This window comes from Streptomyces daliensis, from assembly GCF_054782395.1.
Genome location: NZ_BAAGSO010000118.1, coordinates 20,442 through 44,445, shown reverse-complemented (window position 1 = coordinate 44,445; position 24,004 = coordinate 20,442). Strand labels below are relative to the sequence as shown.

Annotated in this window: 20 protein-coding genes; 11 read left to right on the top strand and 9 right to left on the bottom strand. The window is 72.1% G+C overall.

Features of this window, described 5'->3' with window-relative positions; all coding sequences use genetic code 11:
• The first annotated feature begins 163 nt into the window (after positions 1-163).
• Both ACYVOO_RS31800 and ACYVOO_RS31795 read left to right on the top strand, forming a co-directional pair.
• A complete protein-coding gene (locus tag ACYVOO_RS31800) occupies positions 164-2,692 on the top strand; it encodes a DEAD/DEAH box helicase (RefSeq protein ID WP_461019176.1) in 2,529 nt (842 codons plus the stop codon).
• A gap of 34 nt (positions 2,693-2,726) precedes the next feature.
• Positions 2,727-3,611 carry an acyl-CoA thioesterase gene (locus ACYVOO_RS31795; protein ID WP_453347657.1) on the top strand — a complete coding sequence of 295 codons (885 nt, stop codon included), beginning with the start codon at positions 2,727-2,729 and terminating at the stop codon, positions 3,609-3,611.
• On the opposite strand, the gene ACYVOO_RS31790 is transcribed toward ACYVOO_RS31795, so the two are convergent.
• A complete protein-coding gene (locus ACYVOO_RS31790) occupies positions 3,592-4,731 on the bottom strand; it encodes a DUF6397 family protein (protein WP_461019175.1) in 1,140 nt (379 codons plus the stop codon). The two genes, ACYVOO_RS31795 and ACYVOO_RS31790, sit on opposite strands and share 20 nt — an antisense overlap.
• 140 nt (positions 4,732-4,871) lie before the next feature.
• Complete coding sequence (locus ACYVOO_RS31785; protein WP_453347655.1) at positions 4,872-5,264, bottom strand: roadblock/LC7 domain-containing protein; 393 nt, start codon at positions 5,262-5,264, stop codon at positions 4,872-4,874.
• 128 nt (positions 5,265-5,392) lie between these two features.
• Here ACYVOO_RS31785 and ACYVOO_RS31780 point away from each other — a divergent pair, with 128 nt between their 5' ends.
• Positions 5,393-5,821, top strand: coding sequence for a PPOX class F420-dependent oxidoreductase (locus ACYVOO_RS31780; protein WP_461019174.1), 429 nt, complete (start codon positions 5,393-5,395; stop codon positions 5,819-5,821).
• A gap of 62 nt (positions 5,822-5,883) precedes the next feature.
• Here ACYVOO_RS31780 and ACYVOO_RS31775 read toward each other — a convergent pair whose 3' ends face one another.
• Positions 5,884-6,288: a roadblock/LC7 domain-containing protein gene (locus ACYVOO_RS31775; RefSeq protein WP_453347653.1), complete on the bottom strand. Its 405-nt coding sequence runs from the start codon at positions 6,286-6,288 to the stop codon at positions 5,884-5,886.
• A gap of 290 nt (positions 6,289-6,578) precedes the next feature.
• Here ACYVOO_RS31775 and ACYVOO_RS31770 point away from each other — a divergent pair, with 290 nt between their 5' ends.
• Positions 6,579-7,193 (top strand): class I SAM-dependent methyltransferase, encoded by a 615-nt coding sequence (locus ACYVOO_RS31770; RefSeq protein ID WP_461019173.1) that lies wholly within the window; start codon positions 6,579-6,581, stop codon positions 7,191-7,193.
• Between the two features lie 36 nt (positions 7,194-7,229).
• Here ACYVOO_RS31770 and ACYVOO_RS31765 read toward each other — a convergent pair whose 3' ends face one another.
• On the bottom strand, positions 7,230-8,153 hold the full coding sequence (locus tag ACYVOO_RS31765; RefSeq protein ID WP_461019172.1) for an oxygenase MpaB family protein: 924 nt from the start codon (positions 8,151-8,153) through the stop codon (positions 7,230-7,232).
• A 101-nt stretch (positions 8,154-8,254) separates the two neighbouring features.
• On the opposite strand from ACYVOO_RS31765, the gene ACYVOO_RS31760 reads away from it, so the two are divergent.
• Positions 8,255-9,046 (top strand): hypothetical protein, encoded by a 792-nt coding sequence (locus ACYVOO_RS31760; protein ID WP_461019171.1) that lies wholly within the window; start codon positions 8,255-8,257, stop codon positions 9,044-9,046.
• A gap of 269 nt (positions 9,047-9,315) precedes the next feature.
• Positions 9,316-10,212 (top strand): metallophosphoesterase family protein, encoded by an 897-nt coding sequence (locus ACYVOO_RS31755; RefSeq protein ID WP_461019170.1) that lies wholly within the window; start codon positions 9,316-9,318, stop codon positions 10,210-10,212.
• On the opposite strand, the gene ACYVOO_RS31750 is transcribed toward ACYVOO_RS31755, so the two are convergent.
• Positions 10,209-10,391, bottom strand: a complete 183-nt coding sequence (locus ACYVOO_RS31750; RefSeq protein WP_453347648.1) for a hypothetical protein — start codon at positions 10,389-10,391, stop codon at positions 10,209-10,211. The two genes, ACYVOO_RS31755 and ACYVOO_RS31750, sit on opposite strands and share 4 nt — an antisense overlap.
• 201 nt (positions 10,392-10,592) lie before the next feature.
• On the opposite strand from ACYVOO_RS31750, the gene ACYVOO_RS31745 reads away from it, so the two are divergent.
• Together ACYVOO_RS31745 and ACYVOO_RS31740 are read left to right on the top strand one after the other, a co-directional pair.
• A complete protein-coding gene (locus ACYVOO_RS31745) occupies positions 10,593-13,736 on the top strand; it encodes a DEAD/DEAH box helicase (protein ID WP_461019169.1) in 3,144 nt (1,047 codons plus the stop codon).
• Positions 13,733-15,157: an SWIM zinc finger family protein gene (locus ACYVOO_RS31740; protein WP_461019168.1), complete on the top strand. Its 1,425-nt coding sequence runs from the start codon at positions 13,733-13,735 to the stop codon at positions 15,155-15,157. The genes ACYVOO_RS31745 and ACYVOO_RS31740 overlap by 4 nt, the downstream gene beginning before the upstream one ends.
• A gap of 159 nt (positions 15,158-15,316) precedes the next feature.
• Here the strand turns inward: ACYVOO_RS31740 and ACYVOO_RS31735 are convergent, their stop codons facing one another.
• Positions 15,317-16,120, bottom strand: coding sequence for an SGNH/GDSL hydrolase family protein (locus tag ACYVOO_RS31735; RefSeq protein ID WP_461019167.1), 804 nt, complete (start codon positions 16,118-16,120; stop codon positions 15,317-15,319).
• Between the two features lie 361 nt (positions 16,121-16,481).
• On the opposite strand from ACYVOO_RS31735, the gene ACYVOO_RS31730 reads away from it, so the two are divergent.
• A complete protein-coding gene (locus ACYVOO_RS31730; RefSeq protein WP_461019166.1) occupies positions 16,482-17,747 on the top strand; it encodes an ROK family transcriptional regulator in 1,266 nt (421 codons plus the stop codon).
• Between the two features lie 8 nt (positions 17,748-17,755).
• Positions 17,756-20,857, top strand: a complete 3,102-nt coding sequence (locus ACYVOO_RS31725) for a glycoside hydrolase family 2 TIM barrel-domain containing protein (RefSeq protein WP_461019165.1) — start codon at positions 17,756-17,758, stop codon at positions 20,855-20,857.
• A gap of 212 nt (positions 20,858-21,069) precedes the next feature.
• Here the strand turns inward: ACYVOO_RS31725 and ACYVOO_RS31720 are convergent, their stop codons facing one another.
• The 3 genes from ACYVOO_RS31720 to ACYVOO_RS31710 are packed head-to-tail and all read right to left on the bottom strand — an operon-like array spanning position 21,070 to position 23,026.
• Positions 21,070-21,888: an SAM-dependent methyltransferase gene (locus tag ACYVOO_RS31720; RefSeq protein WP_461019164.1), complete on the bottom strand. Its 819-nt coding sequence runs from the start codon at positions 21,886-21,888 to the stop codon at positions 21,070-21,072.
• 27 nt (positions 21,889-21,915) lie between these two features.
• Positions 21,916-22,152, bottom strand: a complete 237-nt coding sequence (locus ACYVOO_RS31715; protein WP_453347640.1) for a DUF397 domain-containing protein — start codon at positions 22,150-22,152, stop codon at positions 21,916-21,918.
• A gap of 1 nt (position 22,153) precedes the next feature.
• Positions 22,154-23,026 carry a helix-turn-helix domain-containing protein gene (locus tag ACYVOO_RS31710; protein ID WP_453347639.1) on the bottom strand — a complete coding sequence of 291 codons (873 nt, stop codon included), beginning with the start codon at positions 23,024-23,026 and terminating at the stop codon, positions 22,154-22,156.
• A 141-nt stretch (positions 23,027-23,167) separates the two neighbouring features.
• Here ACYVOO_RS31710 and ACYVOO_RS31705 point away from each other — a divergent pair, with 141 nt between their 5' ends.
• Positions 23,168-23,647: an ATP-binding protein gene (locus ACYVOO_RS31705; protein WP_461019163.1), complete on the top strand. Its 480-nt coding sequence runs from the start codon at positions 23,168-23,170 to the stop codon at positions 23,645-23,647.
• Positions 23,648-24,004 lie beyond the last annotated feature (357 nt).

Genomic DNA, 24,004 nt, shown 5'->3' with positions numbered 1-24,004 from the left:
CGCGTGAGGGCATCACCCGTGACACGGACGGAGATGACGCCTTCGCATGCGACGGCCGCTGAACTGACGCTTCCGCTTCTGATGCCCGGTCGGCGACACAGCGTAGCGCCACATGATCACCGTAACCGCACCGGTTCTCTGATCCGGGGCGGGGGAAGGCAGTATGGGGGTTGTGACAGCCACCCTTATCGATCAGATCCCGAGCGACGCCGACCCCGATGCCCTTTTCGAGAATTTCTCGGGCTGGGCCGAAGAGCGGGGTATCTCCCTCTATCCCGCCCAGGAGGAGGCGCTGATCGAGGTGGTTTCGGGGGCGAACGTCATCCTTTCGACGCCCACCGGGTCCGGCAAGAGCCTGGTGGCGGCCGGTGCGCACTTCGCCGCGCTGGCCAAGGACGAGGTGACCTTCTACACGGCTCCGATCAAGGCGCTGGTGTCGGAGAAGTTCTTCGACCTGTGCAAGCTCTTCGGCACCGAGAACGTCGGCATGCTCACCGGCGACGCCTCCGTCAACGCCGACGCCCCCGTCATCTGCTGCACCGCCGAGGTGCTGGCGTCCATCGCGCTGCGCGACGGCGCGAACGCGGACATCGGCCAGGTGGTCATGGACGAGTTCCACTTCTACGCCGAGCCGGACCGGGGCTGGGCCTGGCAGATCCCGCTGCTGGAACTGCCGCAGGCGCAGTTCGTGCTGATGTCGGCGACGCTGGGCGATGTCACCCGCTTCGAGGAGGACCTGACCCGGCGCACGGGCCGCGAGACCGCCGTCGTCCGCTCCGCGACCCGCCCTGTGCCGCTCAGCTACGAATACCGCACCACCTCGCTCACCGAGACCCTGACCGAGCTGCTGGAGACCCACCAGGCGCCGGTCTACATCGTCCACTTCACCCAGGCGCAGGCCGTGGAGCGGGCGCAGGCGCTGATGAGCATCAACATGTGCTCGCGCGCGGAGAAGGACGAGATCGCCAAGATCATCGGTAATTTCCGCTTCACCACGAAGTTCGGCCAGAACCTCTCGCGGTACGTGCGGCACGGGATCGGCGTCCACCACGCGGGCATGCTGCCGAAGTACCGGCGGCTCGTGGAGCGGCTTGCCCAGGCGGGGCTGCTGAAGGTCATCTGCGGCACGGACACGCTGGGCGTCGGCGTGAACGTGCCCATCCGCACGGTGCTGTTCACCGCGCTCTCGAAGTACGACGGAAACCGCGTGCGCACGCTGCGCGCGCGGGAGTTCCACCAGATCGCGGGCCGCGCGGGGCGGGCGGGCTTCGACACCTCGGGCTTCGTCGTCGCACAGGCGCCCGAGCACGTCGTCGAGAACGAGAAGGCCCTCGCGAAGGCCGGTGACGATCCGAAGAAGCGCCGCAAGGTCGTCCGCAAGAAGGCGCCCGAGGGCTTCGTCAACTGGAGCCAGCAGACTTTCGAGAAGCTCATCGGCTCCGATCCCGAGCCCCTCAACTCGCGTTTCCGTGTCACCCACGCGATGCTGCTGTCCGTCATCGCGCGGCCTGGGGATGCCTTCACGCAGATGCGCAAGCTGCTGGAGGACAACCACGAGGACCGGCGCTCCCAGTTGCGGCACATCCGGCGCGCCATCGCCATCTACAGGTCGCTGCTGGACGGCGGCATCGTGGAGCAGATGGACGAGCCGGACTCGGAGGGCCGGACCATCCGGCTGACCGTCGACCTCCAGCAGGACTTCGCGCTCAACCAGCCGCTGTCCACCTTCGCGCTGGCGGCCTTCGACCTGCTCGACCCCGAATCGCCCTCCTACGCGCTCGACATGGTCTCGGTGGTCGAATCGACCCTGGACGACCCGCGCCAGATCCTGGCCGCCCAGATGAACAAGGCCAAGGGCGAGGCCGTCGCCCAGATGAAGGCCGACGGGGTCGAGTACGAGGACCGGATGGAACGGCTGATGGACATCAGCTACCCCCAGCCGCTGGAGGAACTGCTCTTCCACGCCTACGGCCTCTACCGCACGTCGCACCCCTGGGTCGGCGACCACCCGCTCTCCCCGAAGTCCGTCATCCGCGACATGTACGAGCGGGCGATGACCTTCACCGAGTTCGTCTCCTTCTACGAACTCGCCCGCACCGAGGGCATCGTGCTGCGCTACCTCGCCAGCGCCTACAAGGCGCTGGAGCACACCGTTCCCGACGAGCGGAAGTCCGAGGACTTCGAGGACATCATCGAGTGGCTCGGCGAGATGGTCCGCCAGGTCGACTCCAGCCTGCTGGACGAGTGGGAACAGTTGGCGAACCCGGCGGACGAGACCGCCGAGGAGGCCCAGGAGCGGGCCGACCAGGTGAAGCCTGTGACCGCGAACGGGCGGGCCTTCCGCGTCCTGGTGCGCAACGCGATGTTCCGCAGGGTCGAGCTGGCGGCGCTCGACAACGTCGCGGAACTCGGCGCCCTGGACGGCGAGGACGGCTGGGACGCGGAAGCCTGGGGCGAGGCGATGGACGCCTACTGGGACGAGTACGACGACCTGGGCACCGGGCCGGACGCCCGTGGGCCCAAGCTTCTCCAGATCGAGGAGGTGCCCGAGGACCGCCTGTGGCGCGTCCGCCAGACCTTCGCCGACCCGAACGGTGACCATGACTGGGGCATCTCCGCCGAGGTCGACCTCACGGCCTCCGACGAGGAGGGGCGCGCGGTGATCAAGGTCACCGACGTCGGCCAACTGTGAACGCCGCGGAGGCCGTGATGAAGGAGCACAAGAGTTGACCAGACCCGACCCCAGCCCGAGCCCGGCCGAACAGCTCGTCGGCCTTCTCGACCTGGAACAGATCGACCTCAACATCTTCCGTGGCCGGAGCCCTCTGGAGTCCCTCCAGCGGGTCTTCGGCGGACAGGTCGCCGGACAGGCGCTCGTCGCGGCGGGACGCACCACCGACGGGCAGCGCCCGGTGCACTCGCTGCACTCGTACTTCCTGCGCCCCGGGGTGCCGGGGGTGCCGATCGTGTACCAGGTCGAGCGGGTCAGGGACGGGCGGTCCTTCACGACGCGCCGTGTGGTGGCCGTCCAGCGGGGCAAAGCCATCTTCAATCTCACCGCTTCCTTCCATCAGCCGGAGCCCGGCTTCGAGCACCAGGTGCCGATGCCCGAGGTTCCGGACCCGGAGACGCTGCCGAAGCTGCCCGACGAGATCCGCGCGCACCTCGGCGAATTCCCCGAGTCTCTGGAGCGCATGGAGCGCCGGATGGCCTTCGATATCCGTTACGTGGAGCGCCTGCGCTGGGACACGGGCGAGCTGCGGGACGTGGAGCCGCGCAGTGGCGTGTGGATGCGCGCCATCGGGTCGCTGGGCGACGACCCGCTCGTGCACACCTGCGCCCTCACCTACGCCAGCGACATGACGCTCCTCGACGCCGTGCGCATGCCCATCGAGCCCCTGTGGGGTCCGCGCGGCTTCGACATGGCGTCGCTGGACCACGCGATGTGGTTCCACCGGCCCTTCCGCGCCGACGAGTGGTTCCTCTACCAGCAGGAGTCCCCCATCGCCACGGGCGCCCGGGGCCTGGCCCGCGGTCAGATCTTCAACAGCGAAGGCCAGCTCATCGTGTCCGTGATGCAGGAGGGCCTGTTCAGAAAGCTGGACGGCTGACGGGCGAGCCCTTCCGCAGCCACCCGCGCCAGCCCTGGCGGCCCTCCGCCCTGGCCGTCCCTCCGCCACGGGGCTCCTGCTGCTCCGCTCCGGTCACACCACGCCGGTCCGGCGCGGTGGCCTCCTCCCGCTGACGCGGAGGGCGGGAGGTCATGGCGAGCACCGGATCGCGGACCGCTCCCTGCCCGGAGCCGGAGCCCGGCGCGAGGCCGGAACCGACGTGGGAGACGGAGCCCGCATGGGGGACAGGGCCCGGCTCAGGGCCGGAGGAAGAGCCCGGCGCGGGCTCCGCGTCCGCGGGAGAAGTCCCCGCACCCGCATGGGGAGAGAGCCCGGAGAGGGAATGGGTTCCGGGCCCGGACCGGGGCAGCGGGCAGGGCTCGGACGCGCGGGCCTCCTCCAGCTCGGCGCCGAGCATCAGCCGGTGCCCGGCCACCTCGTCCTCCTCCAGCGCGCGGCACAGCTCATCGACTGCCTCCTGAGTGGCCGCTCCCTCGTGCCGCACCGTGACCAGCGCGGGGCGCAGAGCAGCGAGGCAAGCGCGCTCGGCCGCGTCCGGCACGGCCTCGGCCAGCGCGTCCTCGTCCAGCACCGACGCACGCGCGGCGGCCCGTTCCCAGGGGCCGGGGGCCTGCCGCACCAACTGTTCGACACGGCGGGCGCGCCACAGCACCGGACGGTGGTCGGCACCGCGGTCCAGCAGGGCGCGCAGCTCCCCCGGGGTCCTTCCCGTGAGCAGTCCGGGGCGGCGCTCGCCGAAACCGCGCAGTTCTTCGGCCAGATAGAGCCAGACCACCGCGCGATAGCGGTTGACGTAGAACCTCACCGGGCCGAAGCAGCCGCACCTCGCCAGGCGCGTGAACCGGGCCGGGCTCACTTTCAGCAGCGCCGCGCCCTCCGCCGCGCCCACGACCCACAGCCGCTCCCGCAGCGCGCGCAGCGCACCCTCGGAAGCCGCCAGCCGGTCCACTTCCTCGCGCGGCACCCGGCGCGGCCCTCCGGCCGGACCGGGGACGGTCCGCACCACATCGAGCTGCACGGCGAGTTCCATCTCGCCGGACCTCAGCCCCCACTCCTTCGCGGCCGTGCGCATCGCGACGTTCTCAGGCATCGCTCTCATCCCCCACTCACCTCGTGGTCACCCGCAGTGACTCGACTACTGTGAGTAATGACAATAGCCCGCGAGAAAGAATCCCGCCGCCCCTGTGGATAACCCGCACAGTCGCAGGTCAGAGTGCCTTTGGCCGCGTCAGGCGCCTGCTAGGCGCCGTTCCGCACCGCCACGCCCAGATGCTCTCCGACCCGGTTCACGAGCAGGGTCATCTCGTACGCGACCTGGCCGATGTCGGCATCAGCACCCGCCAGCACGCACAGACAGCTTCCGTCGCCCGCGGCGGTCACGAACAGCACCCCCTCCTCGAACTCGATCATGGTCTGCCGGACCTGTCCCGCTCTGAAGTGCTGGCCCGACCCCTTGGCGAGGCTGTGCAGTCCCGACGAGACGGCCGCGAGGTGCTCGGCGTCCTGCCGCTCCAGTCCCTGGCTGTTCCCCGTCACCAGCCCGTCGTTGGAGAGCACCAGCGCGTGCCGTACGGAGGATATGCGCTGGGTCAGATCGTCCAGCAACCAGTCGAGCCCCGTATTCAGTGCCATCCCCGTGTCCCCCTTCTTCTGGGCAACTGCCGTGCCACCCTTACCCATGACAGTGCGGTGAGCAACCATCAAACGGTTCTGGATGCCCATGGCGCGCGAAGCGGTCCCGACTGCCGCAGGATGGGCGTATGGCACACAAGATGACCAAGGACGAGTGGCAGGCCTTCGTCTCCGAGGGCAGCCGCACAGGCAAACTGGCGACGGTACGGGCCGACGGCAGCCCCCATGTGGCACCGGTCTGGTTCCTCCTCGACGGGGACGACCTCCTCTTCAACACCGGAGAGGAGACCGTAAAAGGGCGCAATCTCGCCCGTGACGGCCGGATCGCGCTCTGCGTGGACGACGAGCGGCCCCCGTTCTCCTTCGTGGTGCTGGAGGGGCGCGCCGAGATGAGCGACGACATCGACACGATGCTCCACTGGGCGACGCGCATCGCCGCCCGCTACATGGGTGAGGACAAGGCGGAGCAGTTCGGCGCGCGCAACGCCGTCCCCGGAGAGGTGCTGGTCAGGGTGCGTGTGGACAAGGTGGTCGCGCTGGGAGACATCGCGGACTGACGACGCGGGCCGCGTCTGTCCTCTTCACCGGCTCCCGCCGCCCTCACCCATCGCCCATCCCGTCACCCGTCCGTGCGCGCGGGAGCGCTCAGGTGCTCGCCCACCCGCCGCACCAGGCGCGTCATCTCGTAGGCGATGAGTCCCAGGTCGGCCTGTATCCCGCTGAGCACCGCGAGCGCGGAGCCCTGGCCCGCGGCGGCAATGAAGAGGTAGCCGTCCTCCATCTCGACCATCGTCTGGCGCACCTGCCCCGTGCGGAACTGGTGCCCCACGCCCTTGGCGAGGCTGTGGAAGGCGGAGGCGACGGCCGCCAGGCGTTCGGAGTCCTCGCGGGGGAGGTCGCCCGAGGCGCCCACGACCAGGCCGTCGTTGGAGAGCACCACAGCGTGCCGTACCTCTCCGACCCTGTTCGCGAGGTCGTCGAGCAGCCAGTCCAGTGTCTTGGAGCGGTGCGTCGCGTCGGACACGGCTGCCTCCCAGTGCGGCTGACCGGGCCCAGCGCCCGTACGACGGCCGCCCGTACGACAGTAGTGAGGGGCACACATGTGCGCCAGACACCCCGTACGCGGCAACGGTGTCCAGGAGTCACGACGGGCCCGGCGTCCGACAGCCCGCGTAGTGCGCCGTACGGCCTTCCGCCCACCCCGTACGGCCAGGCGGACCCGTACGGCCCCGTACGGGCCGCTGGGCGCGGCCCCACGACGTGCCTGCCCGAGCCGGACCCGAACGTGCGGCAGGAAGGCGCGATGATGGGCGCATGGCTCACGAGACGACCCACGACCCGGCACACGTCCGCGCGTTCTTCAGCGAGCGGGCCGCGGCCTGGGACGCCCGCTTCCCGCACGACGGCCCCGCCTACGCCGCCGCGGTCGCCGAACTCGGCCCGCTCCACGGCCGTACGGTCCTCGACGCGGGCTGCGGTACCGGCAGGGCCCTGCCCGCGCTGCGCGCCGCGACCGGTCCCACGGGCAGGGTGCTGGGCGCCGATCTGACGCCCGCCATGCTGGAGGCCGCCGTACGGGCCGGGCGGGACCGGGACGCGCTGCTGCTCCTCGCGGACGTCTCACGGCTGCCGCTGCGCGACGGCGCGCTCGACGCCGTCTTCGCCGCCGGGCTCGTCTCCCACCTCCCGGAGCCGGAGGCCGGGCTGCGCGAACTGGCCAGGGCGGTGCGGCCCGGCGGCGTCCTGGCGCTCTTCCACCCCGTCGGCCGGGCCGCGCTCGCCGCGCGCAAGGGCCGCACGCTGACCTCAGACGACCTGCGCGCCGAGCCCAACCTGCGTCCGCTGCTGGCCCGTACGGGGTGGCGGCTCACCTCTTACACGGACGAGGACGACCGCTACCTGGCGCTCGCCTCGCGCACCGCCGCCTGAACCACACCACGCCCGCCCCGGAGCCCCTGCTCGCTCTCAGTCCCCCGCGCCGTGCGGCACGGGGCACGCGGAACGGCCCTGGCCCCCAGGACCGCCGGAGCCGCTCTTGCCGGGGAAGGTTCCCAGGTCACCGACGCGGTAGCCGGACGGGTAGCCCGGATAACCCTTGATCTCGGGGTTCTGGCGGGCGAAGTGGGGCGCGCGGCGCGGCGGGAGAAGCCGGACGGCACGCGCCCTCAACCGCAGCGCACCCCGCACCGCCTTGCGCACCAGGGGGCGCGGCTGGTCGTAGCGGAAGGCGCGCAGCAGGGAGTCGTCGAGCAGCGCCAGGCTCGCGCCGCGCACGGCGGGGGCCAGCGGACGCGGGTACCAGGAGGCCATCAGGGCGAGCGTGGAGTCGGAGACCCGGCGGGCGCCCTCGTCCCAGCCGAAGTGCGCGGCCTCGTAGTCGTCCAGGCAGCGCTCGAACTCCTCCCAGCTCTCCGGGATTCCACTGATGCCCATGCGGCGGCCGAGGGCACGGTAGTAGTTGGCCGTCGCGCGCTGCTCGTGCCCGGTGAGCTGGCGCCAGCCGTACGCGTCGAGCCAGCGCTTGGGCATGACGACGAACGTGCACAGTACGTAGCGCATATCGTCGTTGGAGATGTCGTAGCTGCGGTGCATCTGGTTGATGCGGCGTACCGCCGTGCGGCCGTCGTCGGACTCGAAGCCGTGCTCCACCACGGCGTCGAGGAGGAGAGCGGTGTCGTCGTAGCGCTTCTGCGCGCGGTCGGTCAGCTCGGCGGTGCGCGCGAGCAGGTTTCCGATGCTGGGGACGGCATAGGTGCGGTACAGGGCGAGTTCGAGCGCCCGTGCCATGTCCCAGGGGAACTCGTAGGCCGAGGAGAGCCGGTAGATCTCCGCGTAGTCCCGCTCCGGGTCGAGCCTCAGAATTTCCTTGAGCCGGTCATAACGCCGCACGTCGCGTCGTCCCCTCTCTGCCTCACACCTGCGCCCTGCCTCTGTCGGAGGGGCAACTCTAGGGTTAGGGTGCCCCGGAACTGATCGAAAGGGGAGGCGTGGTGACCGCCGAAGAGGACGACGCGCTCTACGTGCTGACGGCTGTGCTGCTCACGCCCGCCCAGTTCCCGAGCGTCCTGGGTGACGACTACCCGGAGGCGTGCGCCGCGCTCGGTCTCGAACCCTTCGCCGAGGGCTACGGCCTGGTGCTCGGCCAGGACGGCGAGGGCGCGCGCTGGACGGTGGCCACCGAGGACGTCACGCTCGTCGCCTGCGCGATCGCCGCCTGGGACTGCGGTATGGAGTACGACCTCTCCCCTGACGACCGCAGCATCGCCGCCGTGCTGCCCGGCTGGCCACTGGCCCTCGCCGTCGCGGCCCCCGGGGTGCCCGAACCGCACGACCCGGCGCCGGACCCGGAGGCCGACGGCGGGCGCGCGGCGCTCGTGCCGCCGGACACCGAGCACTGGGGACCGGCGCAACGGCGCCTCGGCGCGGACGAGATCGCCCTCCAGTGGGCGGTCTGGCGCGAACAGGTCGACGGCGACGTGGAGTTCGTGGACCCCGGTGCCGGTGAGGACTCCGACGGGAGCGTGCGCCGGGTGCTGGACGAGGTGCGCGCGTATCTGGAAGAGCCGCCACCGCCCGGACGTGTGCGTTCCGCCTTCGCCTCGGGCGAGTCGCGCACGCTGCGCGCCGACGGTCCGGGCTGGAGCATGGTCGCCCGTACGGACGACATCGCCTTCCTGCTGCTCGACGACGAACCCGGCGAGGTGCTTCCCGTGGGGCGCGGTCCCGAACTGCCGGGGCTCCTCGAAGCGCTGGACGGAATCGCCGTGCGCCCGGCGGCCTGAGCGCCCCGTCCCCCGCCCGCTGTCCCCCGCCCGCTGTCCCCGTCTGCCGCCCTCCGCCCGCTGTGTTCCGGCCCGCTGACCTCCGGCTCTGCCCCCGTCCTCGCCTCGCGGCCCGGACGCGGCGGCGACGGCGCCCTTAAGCTCGTACGCGGTCCGCTGTCCCGCCGCCCCGTCGCGTCACCCGGACGAGGACGCCCGGACGGGTTTCGCGGGCCGCCGCACGCTCACGCCGTACGTACCGCCGCACGTCCTGGGGAAAGGACAGCACCGTGCTTCGAGCGCGAGGAAGTCTCCTGGCAGTCAGCGATCTGCACATCGCCTACGACGAGAACAGAGCGCTGGTCGAGAAGATGCGGCCGGACTCGGACGAGGACTGGCTGATCGTCGCGGGCGACATCGCGGAGAAGGCGGCCGACGTCGAGTGGGCGCTGCGACTGCTCAGCGAGCGCTTCGCCAAGGTGATCTGGACTCCGGGCAACCATGAGCTGTGGACGCATCCCCGGGACCCCTGTGCGCTGCGCGGCGAGGAGCGCTACCGGTATCTGGTCGACAGGTGCCGCGCCCTGGGGGTGCTCACGCCGGAGGACCCCTATCCGGTGTGGGAGGGCGAGGGCGGGACCGTCGCGGTGGCCCCGCTGTTCGTGCTCTACGACTACTCGTTCATGGCGCCCGGTGCCACCACGAAGGCCGACTCGCTGCGCATCGCGGAGGAGGCGGGCGTGGTGTGCACGGACGAATTCGTCCTGCACCCCGACCCGCACCCCGGCAGGGACGCGTGGTGCGCGGCGCGCGTGCGGGAGAGCGAGCGGCGGCTGTCGGCCCTCGATCCCTCGCTGCGCACGGTGCTCGTCAACCACTATCCCCTGGTGCGCGAGCCCACCCGCGTGCTGCGCTATCCGGAGTTCGCCCAGTGGTGCGGCACCGAGCTGACCGCGAACTGGCATCTGCGCTTCCGTGCCGCCGCCGTGGTCTACGGCCATCTGCACATCCCCCGGACCACCTGGCATGACGGGGTGCGCTTCGAGGAGGTCTCGATCGGTTATCCGCGCGAGTGGCGCCAACGGTCACCGCAGCCACTGCTGCGGGAGGTCCTGCCCACGACCGCCCCCGGGGAGCCACGCGACGACCGGAACGGCCGGAGCGGCCGGAGCGACAGCTTCCCCTAGCGGCCCAGCTCCTTGCGGGAGACGCGGCGGAGCCTGCGCCGCTGCGACGGATCGAGCGCCAGATAAGCGACCGCCGGAACGCCGACGATCACCGCTACGGCGATCCAGAACGACGTCAGCCACCACAGGAGCAGCCCTACGGCCACACCGCCGACGGCGACCTTTCCTCTGTTGGTCATTTCTGCCTCCTCTGCGCAGCGGCGGCTGCCACTGTCTCCATTGAACGCCCATTCCCCCCGGCAGGTTCCACTCCGCCGGGCATGGGCGTCCTCCGGGAAATGCGAAGAGGGCCCCGAAGACGTTTCCGGTACCGGTACACGGTGAGGTACCCTCGGCGCCCTCCGGCTCCACTAGTCAAATTTGAGAAATACGTCAGTACCGTGGCTCAGACCGTGGCACCACCGCCCTCCCTGATCTCCGAACTCGCCGACTGCGCGGCCGTCCTGCTGCCCGCCGACCCGCCCCGCTCCTCACAGATCGCCTTCTGGCGCCCGGACGGCACCCCTCCGCTCCGTACCGACGACGCTGACGACACCGACGGCTCCGGCGCGCACGGCGACGCCACCGCTCCCCTGACCGTCGCGCTGCCCGACGAGGAGGGACACGCGCGCCCGTGCAGCGTGCCCGCGCTGCGCCTGCCCGTACGCGAGGCGCTTCCCGTGCTGACGCGCGCCCGCGCGGGGGCAGGCGAAGACGGCAGCGGTCCCGGAAACGGAAGCGGAAACGGAAGTGCCGCGGCCTTCTGGGGCAGCGCGGCCGTCCTCGCGCTGCACCTGGCCGCGCGCGGACGGCTGCTGCCCGGGCTGAGCCGCGAGGACCACGACGCCTGGCGGATGGGCCCGCTGGAGGCGGCCGACATCGAGCGGCTGAGGGACCTGGCAGCGTCGATGCCGCCGTACGCGCACGCGGTCCCGCTGCCCGGCGAGGGCCCGCTGCGGCTGCCCCGGCCCGAGGCACTGGTGCACGCCTTCCTCGACGCCGTCGCCGACGGGCTCCCCCGCACCCCGGCCGCCGCACTGGCGGCGGGCGGCCCCGCCTTCGCCGCCGACCCGCCCCAGCGGTTGCCCGAGCAGCGCGCGTGGGCCGCCGATGTGGCGGCGGGCCATGACGCGGGGGTACGGCTGTCGCTGCGCGTCGAGGTCACGGGGCTGGAGGCGGACGGGGAGGACGAGACACGCGAAGCGGACGCGGGCGCGGCGGACACAAGCGCGGCGGCCCCCGCCCGTTCCGGCGGGCCGCGCTTTCGCGGGGTGCTGCAACTGCACAGCCTCACCGACCCCACGCTGGTCGCCGACGCGGCCGAGGTCTGGGCGGGCAACACGGGAGGCACGCGCGGCGCGGGTGGCGCCGCCGAGGAGTTCGGGCCGCGCGCCCGTACGGACACCCTGCTCACACTGCGCCGCGCGGCGGGCGCCTGGGAACCCCTCGCCCCACTGCTGTCGGCCGCCGTACCCGACGCCGTCGAGCTGGCCGACGAGGAGATCGCCGAGCTGCTCGGCGCCCCCGTCTCCCGCGCCCTGGCCGCCGCCGGGCTCCAGGTGCACTGGCCCAGGCACCTCGCCCAGCGCCTCACGTCCCGCGCGCTCGTCAGCCCGGACGGCGACCAGGAGGCACCGTCCCAGGACGCCCCGCACGGGACCCGCGGCCCGGACGGATCCGCGCTGCCCTCACTCCTCGGCGCCGAAGCACTGCTCAGCTTCAGCTGGCGCTTCGCCGTAGGTGACCAGGAGCTGACCCGCGACGAGCTGGACCGGCTGGCCGAGACGGGCCGCCCCCTGGTGAGGCTGCGCGGCGAGTGGGTGCTGGTGGACCCCGAGGCCGTACGCAAGGCGCGTCGCCGCCAGGACCGCCGGCTCACCTCGCTCGACGCGCTCGGCTCCGTGCTGACCGGAAGCGTCGAGGAGGACGGCGAGCGGATCGAGGTGCGGGCCACGGGCCGGCTGGAGACGCTGCGGGAGCGCCTGGCCGACCCGGAGAGCGTGGACCGTACCCCTCTCGCGCAGCCGCCGAAGCTCGACGCGACGCTGCGCGACTACCAGTTGCGCGGCCTGGACTGGCTGCACCGGATGACGTCGCTGGGGCTCGGCGGATGTCTCGCCGACGACATGGGCCTCGGCAAGACCATCACCCTGATCGCGCTCCATCTGCACCGGCAGCAGTCGCCCGCGTCGGCCGGGCCCACCCTGGTCGTCTGCCCCACGTCCCTGATGGGGAACTGGCAGCGCGAGATCGAGCGGTTCGCGCCGGGCACGCCGGTGCGCCGCTACCACGGCACCGGGCGGAGCCTGGAGGGGCTGGCCGAGGACGAGTTCGTGCTGACCACCTACGGCACCATGCGGCTGGACGCGGCACGGCTCGCCCGGCTCCCCGGAACCGGCCCCGAAACCGGAACCGGCGCCGGAACCAGCACCGGAGCGAGCACCGGAACCGGCTCCGAAGCGCCCGCCTGGGGCATGGTCGTCGCCGACGAGGCGCAGCACGTGAAGAACCCCTTCTCGCAGACCGCCAGGCAACTGCGCACCGTCCCCGCGCGCGCCCGGGTCGCGCTGACGGGCACGCCCGTCGAGAACAACCTCTCGGAGCTGTGGGCGATCCTCGACTGGACGACCCCGGGGCTGCTGGGCCGCCTCGGCACCTTCCGCAGGCGCTACGCCGACGCCGTCGAGGGCGGCGACCCAGCGGCCGGTGAACGGCTGGCCCGCCTCGTGCGGCCCTTCCTGCTGCGCCGCCGCAAGACGGACCCCGGCATCGCGCCCGAGCTGCCCCCGAAGACCGAGACCGACCGCGCCGTCGCGCTGACGACCGAGCAGACCGGGCTCTACGAGGCGGTGGTACGGGAGGGCCTGGCCGAGCTGTCGGGCACCGGCGGCTTCGCGCGCCGGGGGCTCGTCGTCAAGCTGCTGACCTCGCTCAAGCAGATCTGCAACCACCCGGCCCAGTACCTCAAGGAGGACGATCCGCGCCTTCCGGGCCGCTCGGGAAAGCTGGAACTGCTGGACGAGCTGCTGGACACCATCCTCGCCGAGGACGACGGGGAGGACGGGGAGACGGCGGGCGTGCTGGTCTTCACCCAGTACACGCGGATGGCGAAGCTGCTGGAGCGGCATCTCGCCGCCCGTGGGGTGCCCACCCAGTTCCTGCACGGCGGCACCCCCGTCGCGCGGCGCGAGGAGATGGTGCGCCGCTTCCAGGAGGGCGCGGCGCCCGTCTTCCTGCTCTCCCTCAAGGCCGCCGGTACGGGGCTGAACCTCACCAGGGCCTCCCATGTCGTCCACTTCGACCGCTGGTGGAACCCGGCCGTCGAGGCGCAGGCCACGGACCGCGCGTACCGCATCGGGCAGACCCGTCCCGTCCAGGTGCACCGGCTCATCACGGAGGGCACCATCGAGGACCGCATCGCCGGGATGCTCCGGCGCAAACAGGAGCTGGCCGACGCCGTGCTCGGCTCGGGTGAGGCCGCGCTGACCGAACTCACCGACGCCGAGCTGGCCGACCTCGTCGAGCTGCGGAGGAACGAGCGATGACAGGAACCGGCGCGTCCGCCGACGACGAGCGGACCTTCGACGCGCTGCCGCCCGCACAGGGCCGCGGCTTCGCGCGCACCTGGTGGGGTCTGCGGTGGCTCAAGGCCCTGGAGGACACCGCGCTCGACAACCAGCAGCTCAAGCGCGGCCGCGGGTACGCGCGGCAGGGCGCGGTCGGCGCCGTCTCGGTGCGTCCGGGGCGGATCACCGCTGTGGTACGGGACCGGGACGGCACTCCGCACCGCGCCGACGTCCTGCTCCAGGAGCTGAGCGAGGCGCAGTGGGACATGCTGCTGGAGGTGGTGACGGGCGAGGCGGGGCACATCGCGGCGCTGCTGGACCGCGACATGCCGCCGCACCTGGTGGAGGACGCGGCGGACGCCGGCGTCGATCTCCTGCCCGGCATCGGCGATCTGGAGCCCCAGTGCGCCTGCGAGGCGTGGGACCACTGTCTGCACACCTCGGCGCTGGCCTACCAGATGGCGCGGCTGCTGGACCAGGACCCGTTCGTGCTGCTGCTGTTGCGCGGGCGGGGCGAGCGGGCGCTGCTCGAACAGCTCCAGGAGCGCAGCGCGGCCCGCGCGGCGGGCACCCCGCGCGCCGCTCACACCTCGCACGCCCCGCACGACGCCCTCCGCGACGGGCCGGACGACGGCGAAGACGGTCTCGGCGGCGTCCCGGCCGACGAGACCTTCGCGCTCGGCGCCATCCTGCCGCCCCTCCCGGAGTCGCCGCCGCACGTACCGGAGGCGGGCTCTCCGCCCGCGCTCGACGGGGGCACTCCCCCGGCCGCCGGGCTGGACGTGGCGGCCCTGGAGTTCCTGGCCTCGGACGCGGCGGAGCGGGCACGGCGGATGCTGGCGGAGGCGCTGTCGCCGGGGCACGCCGAGAGCGTGCCGGCCGGGCCGCTCACCCAGTGGCAGGACGCGGTGCGGCTGGCCGCGGCCCGCCCCGCACCGTGGATCGCGGCACGGCTGGCCGGAGGCCGCGGCGATGCGGGTTCGGGCCGTACGGGTTCAGGCCCTACGGGTTCGGGCCGCGCGGTTCGGCAGCTCGAACCCGCGGTGCGCGCCTGGGAGTACGGGGGCGCGGCGGCGCTCGACGTGCTGGAGGAGAGCTGGGCCCCGGAGCCCGGCGCGCTGGCGCGTGCCCGTGACCAGTTGGCGTCGGCGTGGGCGGACGACGACGGGGCGCGCCCCCGGCTGCGGGCCACGCGCAACCACTGGACGGTGGTGGGCCGGGGCGCCCAGTTGCGCTACGGAAGGGACGGCCGCTGGTGGCCGTACCGCAGAGAAGACGGCGCGTGGTGGCCCGCCGGGGGCGCGGAGCGTGACCCGGCCGCCGCGCTCGCCGTGCTCCTCGCGCACGGCGGCGGGGACGGCGTGGAAGACAGCGCGAGGGACGGCGGCGAGGAGAGCTGAGCCCCGCCATGCGAGGCGCCAAGGCGTCGGGGCGGGGAGGGCATCCTCCCCGCCCCGACGGCGGTGCGCGGCGCGCGCGGCGACGCGCCGCGTCCTCCGGCACGTCGCGCGTCACGCCGCACACGTCACACCGGAGACGTCCCGGACCGGACCGGCCGCTCAGGCGGCCTGTTCGAGCACCGGAAGATAGCCGCCGGACTGTCCGGAGGCGGTGGGGTGGTAGGACTCCTCGACCGGGAAAGTGACGCTGTGCAGCCACGGCGCGGCGGAACAGATCTCGTGCCCGCCGAACGCGGAGCGGACGTCGCCGTAGGTGAAGCCGTGGTCGGCCGCGCGCTTGGCGGTGACGCCGCTGAGGTCGTCGGAGGCGGCGTTTATGGCCGCCCTGGACTTCTCGCTGATGCCGGCCTTGCACTCTCCGTTCAACTGGTACATGCGCGGATAGCCCAGGACGACGACCTCGGCGGAGGGCGCCTTCTGATGGATGGCGTCGTACACCGCGTCGAGCTTGCCCGGGAGCGTCTCGGCGATGTACGTGCGCGCCTGGGCGACCCGTGCCAGGCACGCGCGCTCGCCCTGGAGGACGCAAGTCGTCATGGTGTCGCCGAAGCCCGCGTCGTTGCCGCCGATGCTGACGGTGACCAGCCCGGTGGAGGCGTTGAGGGGGCCCAGTTGTCCGGCGATGACGTCGGTCGTACGGGCACCGGCGCAGGCGGTGAAGGCGAAGGAGGAGGGGGAGTTGGCGGCGCTCCACAGCCGTGGATACGCCTTGGCGCTTCGTTTGCAGGCGCCGCTGCCCGATTCGTAGCTCCCGGCTCCGACGCCGGAGGAGTACGAGTCGCCGAGCGCGACATAGGCGGGGCCCGCGTCCTGCGCGGTAGCGGGCGCGGCCCCGGAGAGAGCGGTCAGTCCGACGAGTGTCGCCACGGCGGTTGCCATGGACGTCCATCTGCGCAGCTTCATGGAACCTCTCATGGGTGACATGGAGGGAACATCTGCCACATAGGTCGTAGCAGCGCACATCCCGAACGAGAAGTGTCCATGCCAAGAATTACGTTGACTGCTACGGACTTGAACGACCGGGGCCGGAAGGAGTGCTGACGACTCACCGGAACGAGGCCCGCCGTACACCCGAATGCCGCCCCCGAGTGCCGCCCAGCACTGCGAACGGGATGCCGAACGAGTGGTTCCGCAGAGACAAGATCCCTACACGCTCCGTCACTTGACAAAGGTGAGAGCAGCGCACAGTGGGGAGGTGAGCGCTTTCGCCAAGGGTTGGCCGAAGGGGTTGTCCACGGCGCGGCCCGTCCGTAGCGTGACGGCCGTGAAGCGCTCCTCCCGGGACATAAGGACCGCCAACCGGTATCAGGTGCTCCGTCACGTCATCGCCGAACACCCCGTCTCCCGGTCCGCGTTGGCGATGCGGACGGGGCTCAGCCTGGCGACCGTCGCCACGCTCACCGGGGAGCTGCTCGCCCTCGGCCTGCTGACCGAAGCGGGCCACGAGGACTCCGCGGGAGGCCGCCCTCGCGCCCTGGTGGCCCCCGACGCCGGGGGCGGTGCGCTCGTCGGCGTCGACGTCGCCGAGACGTATGTGCGCGCGGAGGTCTACGACCTGGCCTTCGGCGTCCTCGCCACGGCGCAGGAGCAACTGCGCCCCGGCGAGCGGGCCCCCGGCGAGGTCGTCGGCCGCATCGCCAGCTCCGTGGAGCGCGCGCTCGACGCCTCGGGGGCCGAAGGGGACCAGGTGCTGGGCGTCGGCGTGAGCATGCCCGGGATGGTGGACCGCGAGGGCGGCGTCTCGGTCTACGCCGCCAACTGGGGCTGGCACGACGTCCCCCTGCTCCGGCTCCTCGGGGAACGGCTCCCCCACCCCCTCCACCTGGACAACCCGTTGCGCGCCTGCGCGGTGGCCGAGCTGTGGTTCGGCGCGGCACGCGGGTGCGAGGACTCCGTAGTCGTCAACCTCGGTACCGGCGTCGGCGCGGGTCTGGTACTTGGCGGCGAGTTGCACAGGGGCAAGGACAACAGCGCGGGCGAGTGGGGCCACACCCCCCTCGTCCTGGACGGGCATCCGTGCCTCTGCGGCGACCGCGGTTGTGTGGAGGCGTACGTCGGCGCCCATGGCATCATGCGCGCGCTGCGCGAACTCGCCCCCGGCAGCCCGCTGCACCACCCGGACGACCAGACCGCGACCATCGAGGCGCTCGGACGCGCCGCGGCCGACGGTGACCCCGTGGCCGTGCGGGTCGTCGCCGGGACGGGGCGGCTGCTCGGCGCGGCGCTCGCGGGCCTGGTCAACCTGCTCAACCCCGAAGTCGTCGTCCTCAGCAGTTGGGTGGCGTCCGCGCTCGGGCAGCAACTGCTCGACGCTGTACGCGCCACCGTCGCGGAGCGCGCCCTCGCCCGCCCCCTGAGCGGCACCTCGATCGTCCTGTGCCCGCTCAGCAGCGACCCCGTCAGCCTCGGCGCCGCCACCTTCGCACTGGAGGGCCATCTGGCCGCGCCGCGAAACCGCACGCGCCGACGAAGGAACAGCGCCCACACCCCACAGACCCCACAGCACTCTCGCACCGCCCGCACCCCTTGAGGAGAGCGATGAGCACGACGTACTACGAGGACGTGTCCCCTGGCAGCGGCACCCTCGCGCCACGTGCCTGGTCCGCCGCCTCCGACGCGCACAGGCTCAGCCTGAACGGGAGCTGGCACTTCCGCTTCTCCCCCACCGCGGAAGGCTTCGGCACCGGCTTCGTCCACGACGACTACGACTCCTCGGGCTGGGACAGGACCGCCGTGCCAGGGCACTGGGTGCTCCAGGGCCCCGAGGCCGCGCGCCCTGAGGAACAGGTGCAGCGCGAGAGTTACGGCGCCCCCGCGTACACGAACGTCATGTACCCCTTCCCCGTCGACCCTCCGCACGTGCCCGACGAGAACCCCACGGGCGACCACCTCCGCTTCTTCGACCTCCCCGAGGACTGGCCGGACGGCGGCGATGCCGTGCTGCGCTTCGACGGTGTGGAGTCCTGCGCCCGCGTCTGGCTCAACGGACGGGAGCTGGGCACCTTCCAGGGCTCGCGGCTGCCGCACGAGTTCGCGGTGGGGGAAGCGCTGCGTCCGCGCGGCAACGTGCTGGCCGTCCGCGTCCACCAGTGGTCGGCGGGCAGCTATCTGGAGGACCAGGACATGTGGTGGCTGCCCGGCATCTTCCGGGACGTCACCCTGCTGCACCGCCCGGAGGGCGCCGTCGCCGACTTCACCGTCAGCGCGGACTACGACCACGTCAGCGGCGAGGGCACCCTGTTGGTCACCTCGGAGCCGGGCGGCACGGTGAGCGTGCCCGAACTGGGCGTCGAGGCGGCGCCCACGGGCGAGCCCGTGCGGCTGCCGGTGGAGCCGTGGACGGCGGAGACGCCGCGGCTGTACGAGGGGGTGCTGAGCACGGAAGGGGAGCGGGTGCCCTTCCGGGTGGGCTTCCGCACCGTCGCCGTCGAGGACGGCCTGCTGAAGGTGAACGGCAGGCGGGTCCTCTTCCGCGGGGTGAACCGGCACGAGTTCCACCCGGAGACCGGCAGGGCCGTGGACGCGGCGACGATGCGGCGCGACCTGGAGCTGATGAAGCAGCACAACATCAACGCCGTGCGCACGAGCCACTATCCGCCGCACCCCGCGTTCCTGGACCTGTGCGACGAGCTGGGCCTGTGGGTCATCGACGAGTGCGATCTGGAGACCCACGGCTTCGTCTTCACGGACTGGCGCCACAACCCCGTCGACGACGTCCGCTGGACGCCCGCGCTGCTGGACCGGGCGCGGCGGATGGTCGAGCGCGACAAGAACCACGCCTCGGTGATCATCTGGTCCCTCGGCAACGAGTGCGGCAGCGGCCGTGGCCTGTCCGCCATGGCCTCCTGGATCCGCGAGCGCGACCCCTCGCGCCCCCTCCACTACGAGAACGACCCCGACTGCCCGGACAGCGACCTCTACTCCCGCATGTACGCGCGGCACGACGAGGTGGAGCGGATCGGGCGCCGCGAGGAACCCCCGCTGGAGGACGCCGGACTCGACGCGCACCGCCGCTCGCTGCCCTTCCTGCTGTGCGAGTACGGGCATGCCATGGGCAACGGGCCCGGCGGGCTCAGCGAGTACCAGCGGCTGTTCGAGAAGTACGAGCGGTGCCAGGGCGGGTTCATCTGGGAGTGGATCGACCACGGGCTGCCGCGCCGCACGGACGACGGGCGCGCGTACTTCGCCTACGGCGGCGACTTCGGCGAGGAGCTGCACGACTCCAACTTCGTGTGCGACGGGCTGCTCTTCCCCGACCGCACGCCCTCGCCGGGGCTCGTCGAGTACAAGAAGGTCATCGAGCCCGTCCGCATCGAGGGCGACGCCTCGGCGGGCACCGTCACCGTCACCAACCAGCACGATTTCGCCGGTCTCTCGCATCTCGCCTTCACCTGGTCGTACGAGATCGACGGCGAGACCGTGGACAGCGGCCCACTGGCCGTGCCAGGACTCGCGGCGGGCGAGCGGGCAACGGTGAAGCTGCCGTCCGCGCCGGACAGCCCGCGCGCGCGTGGGGAAAGGGAAACCGGAGGCGGGGACACGGGCCGCGCCCCCGAGACCCAGTGGACCGTACGCGCGACGCTCGCCCACGACACCGCCTGGGCTCGTGCGGGGCACACCGTCGCATGGGGCCAACTACCCGGCGCACCGGCGCGCGAGCAGCGTCGCCCGCGCGCGCTCGGCGCCCCCGTAAGGCCCCGCCGCGAGGACGCGGGAACCGCACGCGAGGGCGAGCGCCATGACGCCCCGTACCGCCTCGGACCCGCCCGCTTCGACGCGGCGACGGGCGTGCTCACCCACCTCGGGGCCCTCGCGCTGACCGGACCCCGGCTGGACGTGTGGCGGGCGCCGACGGACAACGACGAGGGTGCGCCCTGGCAGCCCGACACGCGGTACGGGCAGGTGTGGCGGCAGCGCGGACTGCACCGGATGCGGCACAGGACCGACGCGGTCGAGACCGACGGCGAGGCCCTGGTGGTCCGCACCCGGGTGGGCGCCGCCGCGACCGACCTGGCGCTGCGCACCACCTACCGCTGGACCGCCTCGGCGGAACGGGTGCGGCTCGCGGTCTCCGTCGAGCCCGAGGGCGACTGGGACTTCCCGCTGCCCCGGCTCGGGCTGCGCATGGGGCTGCCGGGCGCCTACGGCACGGCCACCTGGTTCGGCGGCGGCCCCGGCGAGTCCTACCCGGACACCCGCGCCGCCTCCCGCACGGGACTGTGGCACAGCACGGTGGACGCGCTCCAGACGCCGTACGTGCGCCCGCAGGAGAACGGGGCGCGCTCCGACGTGCGGTGGGCGGAGCTGAGCGCGGACGGGAACGGGCGCGGGGCCGACGGGACGTCGTGGGAGGACGCCGCCCCGGCCGGTGGGCGGCTGCGCGTCGAGGGCGACTCGCACCCGTTCTGGTTCACGGCACGCCGCTGGACCAGCGAGCAGCTGGACGCGGCGGAGCACACCACCGACCTGGTGCCGGGGGACACGGTGTGGGTCACCGTCGACCATCTCCAGCAGGGCATCGGCTCCCAGTCCTGCGGCCCTGGAGTGCTGCCGCGGTACCGGCTGGAGGCGGCTCCCGCCGAGTTCTCCGTCGTCCTCGCCTTCCGCGAGGAAGGGCAGGACGAGGCGGAACGGGGCTGAGCGCAGGGCCCGGGCGCGTGGCCGCCGCCGCCCGCCCGGCGCCCGGCTCAACGAACGGGCAGCCAGACGGAAGGCCCAACGGACGGAAGGCCCAACGGACGGAAGGCCCAACGGACGGACGGTCCGCCGGCACGCTCATCGCGTTACCGCCGACGGACCGGCCGCCACGCCCCCGATCTCCCCCGTCGTCCTCATCTGCCGCACGGCGCCGCTTACACGCCGCCCTTGATCCCCATGCCCGCGTATCCGGCGTGCTGGGTCAGCTCCTTCTCCGTGGGCGCCTGCCCGTCGGGCCGCCACAGCGGCGGCTGGACGAGGCCAGGCTCCAGCAGCTCGAAGCCCTTGAAGTAGGGCAGCACCTCGTCGTACGTGCGCAGGGTGAGCCTCGCCGTCGCGCTGTCGTAGACGTGCGCGGCCTGGCCGATGGCGTCGCGGTCCTCGTCGAAGTCACCGGTGACATGGGAGAGGATCAGCGCGCTGCCGTCCGGCAGCCGGTCGGTCAGCTCCTTGAGGATGCCCGCGGGGTCCTCGTCCTCGGTGATGAAGTGGAGGACGGCGACGAGCATCAGGGCCACGGGCTTGTCGAAGTCGATGAGCTGCCGCATGCCGTCGTGCTCGATGATCGACTTCGGCTCGCGCAGATCCGCGAGCACGAAGTCCGCGTTGCCGAGGTTGGTCAGCTTCGCACCCGCGTACGTGGCGACGATCGGGTCGTTGTCGACATACGCGACCCTGGCGTCCGGGGCCGCGGCGCGGGCGACCTCGTGGGTGTTGGGCGAGGTCGGGATGCCCGTACCGATGTCGATGAACTGGCGGATGCCCATGTCCACCGCCGTGCGCACGGCACGGTGGTGGAAGTCCCGGTTTCCGCGCGCCGTGGTGCGGATGTGCGGCACCAGCTCCAGCACCCGCCCGGCCGCGGTGCGGTCCACCTCGTAGTTGTCCATGCCGCCCAGGTAGAAGTCATACATACGCGCCGGGTGCGGCTTGGTGGTGTCGATCTGCTCGGGGCTGAAGCCCGTTTCCGACACGACGTCCTCCGTCTCTCTTTTTGCTGGTCAGGCGAGCAGGAAGTCGGCGTCGCCGGCCTTTGCGCCTTGAATGAACTTTTCGATCTCGTGCGAGGTGTAGATCAGGGCGGGCCCGTCAGGATCCGCTGACTGGCGCAGGGCCACCCTGCCGTCCGCGAGCTTCAGCGCCTCGACGCAACTTCCCCCGTTGCCGCCGCTCCACGGCTTGTGCCAGCCCTCGGTCCCGAGGTGTTTCGCCGGCATGCCGTTGTAGATCTGACCCATTTCAGAGCTCCTTGCGCATTGCACTGAGGATCGCCTCAGTCCGTGCCACCGGCGCGGCCTGAGCGCACATCCGGTCCAGTGCTTCCAGGAACGACGAGACATCGTCGCGCTGGTCGAAGTAGACGGCGCCGACCAGACTCTCCGAACAGGCGAAGTCCGGCAGTTCCTCTATGGGGAACCTGAAGAGGTGGAACGGGCCGTACATGGCCGGGTGAGGCCCCACGCTGAAAGGCATGATCTGAAGCCTGATGTGGGGCTGTTCACTGGCCTCGATGAGGTAGTCGATCTGCTCGCGCATGACTTCGGGTCCGCCGATGGAGCGGCGCAGTACCGTCTCGTCCATCACGACCCACAGCATCGGGGGCTCTTCGCGCCGGAGGACCGTCTGACGCTCCAGCCGCAGCGCGACCTGGCGTCTGATCTCCTCCTCGGGCGCCTGCGGCATCCCCGCGCGCAGCACCGCACGCGCGTAGCCCTCGGTCTGGAGCAGACCGGGCACGTAGTGCGGCTCGTAGGCGCGGATGACGTGGGACTCGCTCTCCAGGCTGACGAAGGCGCTGAACCACTCCGGGACCACGTCCCGGTACCGGTGCCACCAGCCGGGCTGGTTCGCCTGCCGGGCCAGCGCGATGAACTCGTCTATCTCGTCCTGACCGCTGACGCCGTACGTGCTCAGCAGCTTCTCGACGTACGGGACTTTGAGGCCGACCTCGGCCTTCTCCATCCTGCGCACCGTGGCGTGGGTGACATCGAGAGCCTGGCCCGCCTGCTCGTACGACAGGCCCGCCTTCTCCCGCAGGTGCTGGAGCCGCTTGCCGAGCACCACTCGCAGCACGGTGGGGGCGGCGCCACCGCCGGAGCGTGAGTCCACCACCACTATTGCTCGCCTCCAACTGCCGTCATGGTTACGCAGTTTGGCATGTGCTTCAGGTAAGGCAACAGCCTGCCCCCTGCGAATCTGTAAATTACAGATTGATCCTTGCCATCCGTCACTGGCGCAACGCATAGTGGACCGGTGGCTTCCCCCCATGACGCCCCCTCCTTAGAACACCAGCACGGTGCCCTGCTGGCACGCCCGCTCAGGGACTGGTTCCACCTACCCGCCCTCGACACCTCCGTGGCGACGGCGCGAAGACGAGTGCTCGACCGCCTCCGTGAGTGGCGTGTCGACCAGGAGTCCCGCGACGACGCCGAGTTGCTCGTGTCCGAGCTGTTCACCAACGCGGTGCGGCACACCACGAGCGACCGGGTGAGCTGCGAGCTGTGGGTCATCGGCGTGCGACTGCGCGTCGAGGTGACCGACCAGGGCGGCGGCAACCGTCCCGTCGAACCGCGCGTGGGCAACTGCCCGGACGCCGACGGCGAGAGCGGCCGCGGTCTGCTGCTCGTGAGCGTCCTCGCGGACGACTGGGGCATCCGCCCCGAGTGCGGCGACGGAGGCGAGAAGGGGCACGCCGTGTGGGCGGAGCTGCCCTGCGCGCGCACCCTGCGCTGACCGACTGACACCGCGTGCCTGTGACGCCAGGGCACCGGTGCACCACGGCGTCCACGGAGTGAGGCCCGGCACACACCACTGCCGGGCCTCACCCATGCCGCCTGTGCCACCCGTGGCACCGTGTCACCGGCTCCGTGACGCCACCGGCGCCGGGCCTCCCCGGGGCGGCCGTGCTCCCCGTGTGCCCCCTCCCCCGCCGACGGTGTCCCGCTGTGCGGACACCCCGGCGACCGCGTACAGCCGTGGACTACACTGCCGCGCATGGACACCACGTACTGGCACGCGGTCACACCGCCCCCCGCGTCCCGCTGAGGGCGCACTTCCGCTGACGGGCCGCGAACGCCCGCCCGCTACGGC

Bases quoted from the DNA above. Each gene is read 5' to 3' on its own strand.
- ACYVOO_RS31735 (WP_461019167.1), bottom strand. From the start codon at position 16,120: ATGAAGCTGCGCAGATGGACGTCCATGGCAACCGCCGTGGCGACACTC.
- ACYVOO_RS31725 (WP_461019165.1), top strand. From the start codon at position 17,756: ATGAGCACGACGTACTACGAGGACGTGTCCCCTGGCAGCGGCACCCTC.
- ACYVOO_RS31750 (WP_453347648.1), bottom strand. From the start codon at position 10,391: ATGACCAACAGAGGAAAGGTCGCCGTCGGCGGTGTGGCCGTAGGGCTG.
- ACYVOO_RS31715 (WP_453347640.1), bottom strand. From the start codon at position 22,152: ATGGGTCAGATCTACAACGGCATGCCGGCGAAACACCTCGGGACCGAG.
- ACYVOO_RS31785 (WP_453347655.1), bottom strand. From the start codon at position 5,264: ATGGCACTGAATACGGGGCTCGACTGGTTGCTGGACGATCTGACCCAG.
- ACYVOO_RS31740 (WP_461019168.1), top strand. From the start codon at position 13,733: ATGACAGGAACCGGCGCGTCCGCCGACGACGAGCGGACCTTCGACGCG.
- ACYVOO_RS31770 (WP_461019173.1), top strand. From the start codon at position 6,579: ATGGCTCACGAGACGACCCACGACCCGGCACACGTCCGCGCGTTCTTC.
- ACYVOO_RS31800 (WP_461019176.1), top strand. From the start codon at position 164: ATGGGGGTTGTGACAGCCACCCTTATCGATCAGATCCCGAGCGACGCC.
- ACYVOO_RS31780 (WP_461019174.1), top strand. From the start codon at position 5,393: ATGGCACACAAGATGACCAAGGACGAGTGGCAGGCCTTCGTCTCCGAG.
- ACYVOO_RS31790 (WP_461019175.1), bottom strand. From the start codon at position 4,731: ATGAGAGCGATGCCTGAGAACGTCGCGATGCGCACGGCCGCGAAGGAG.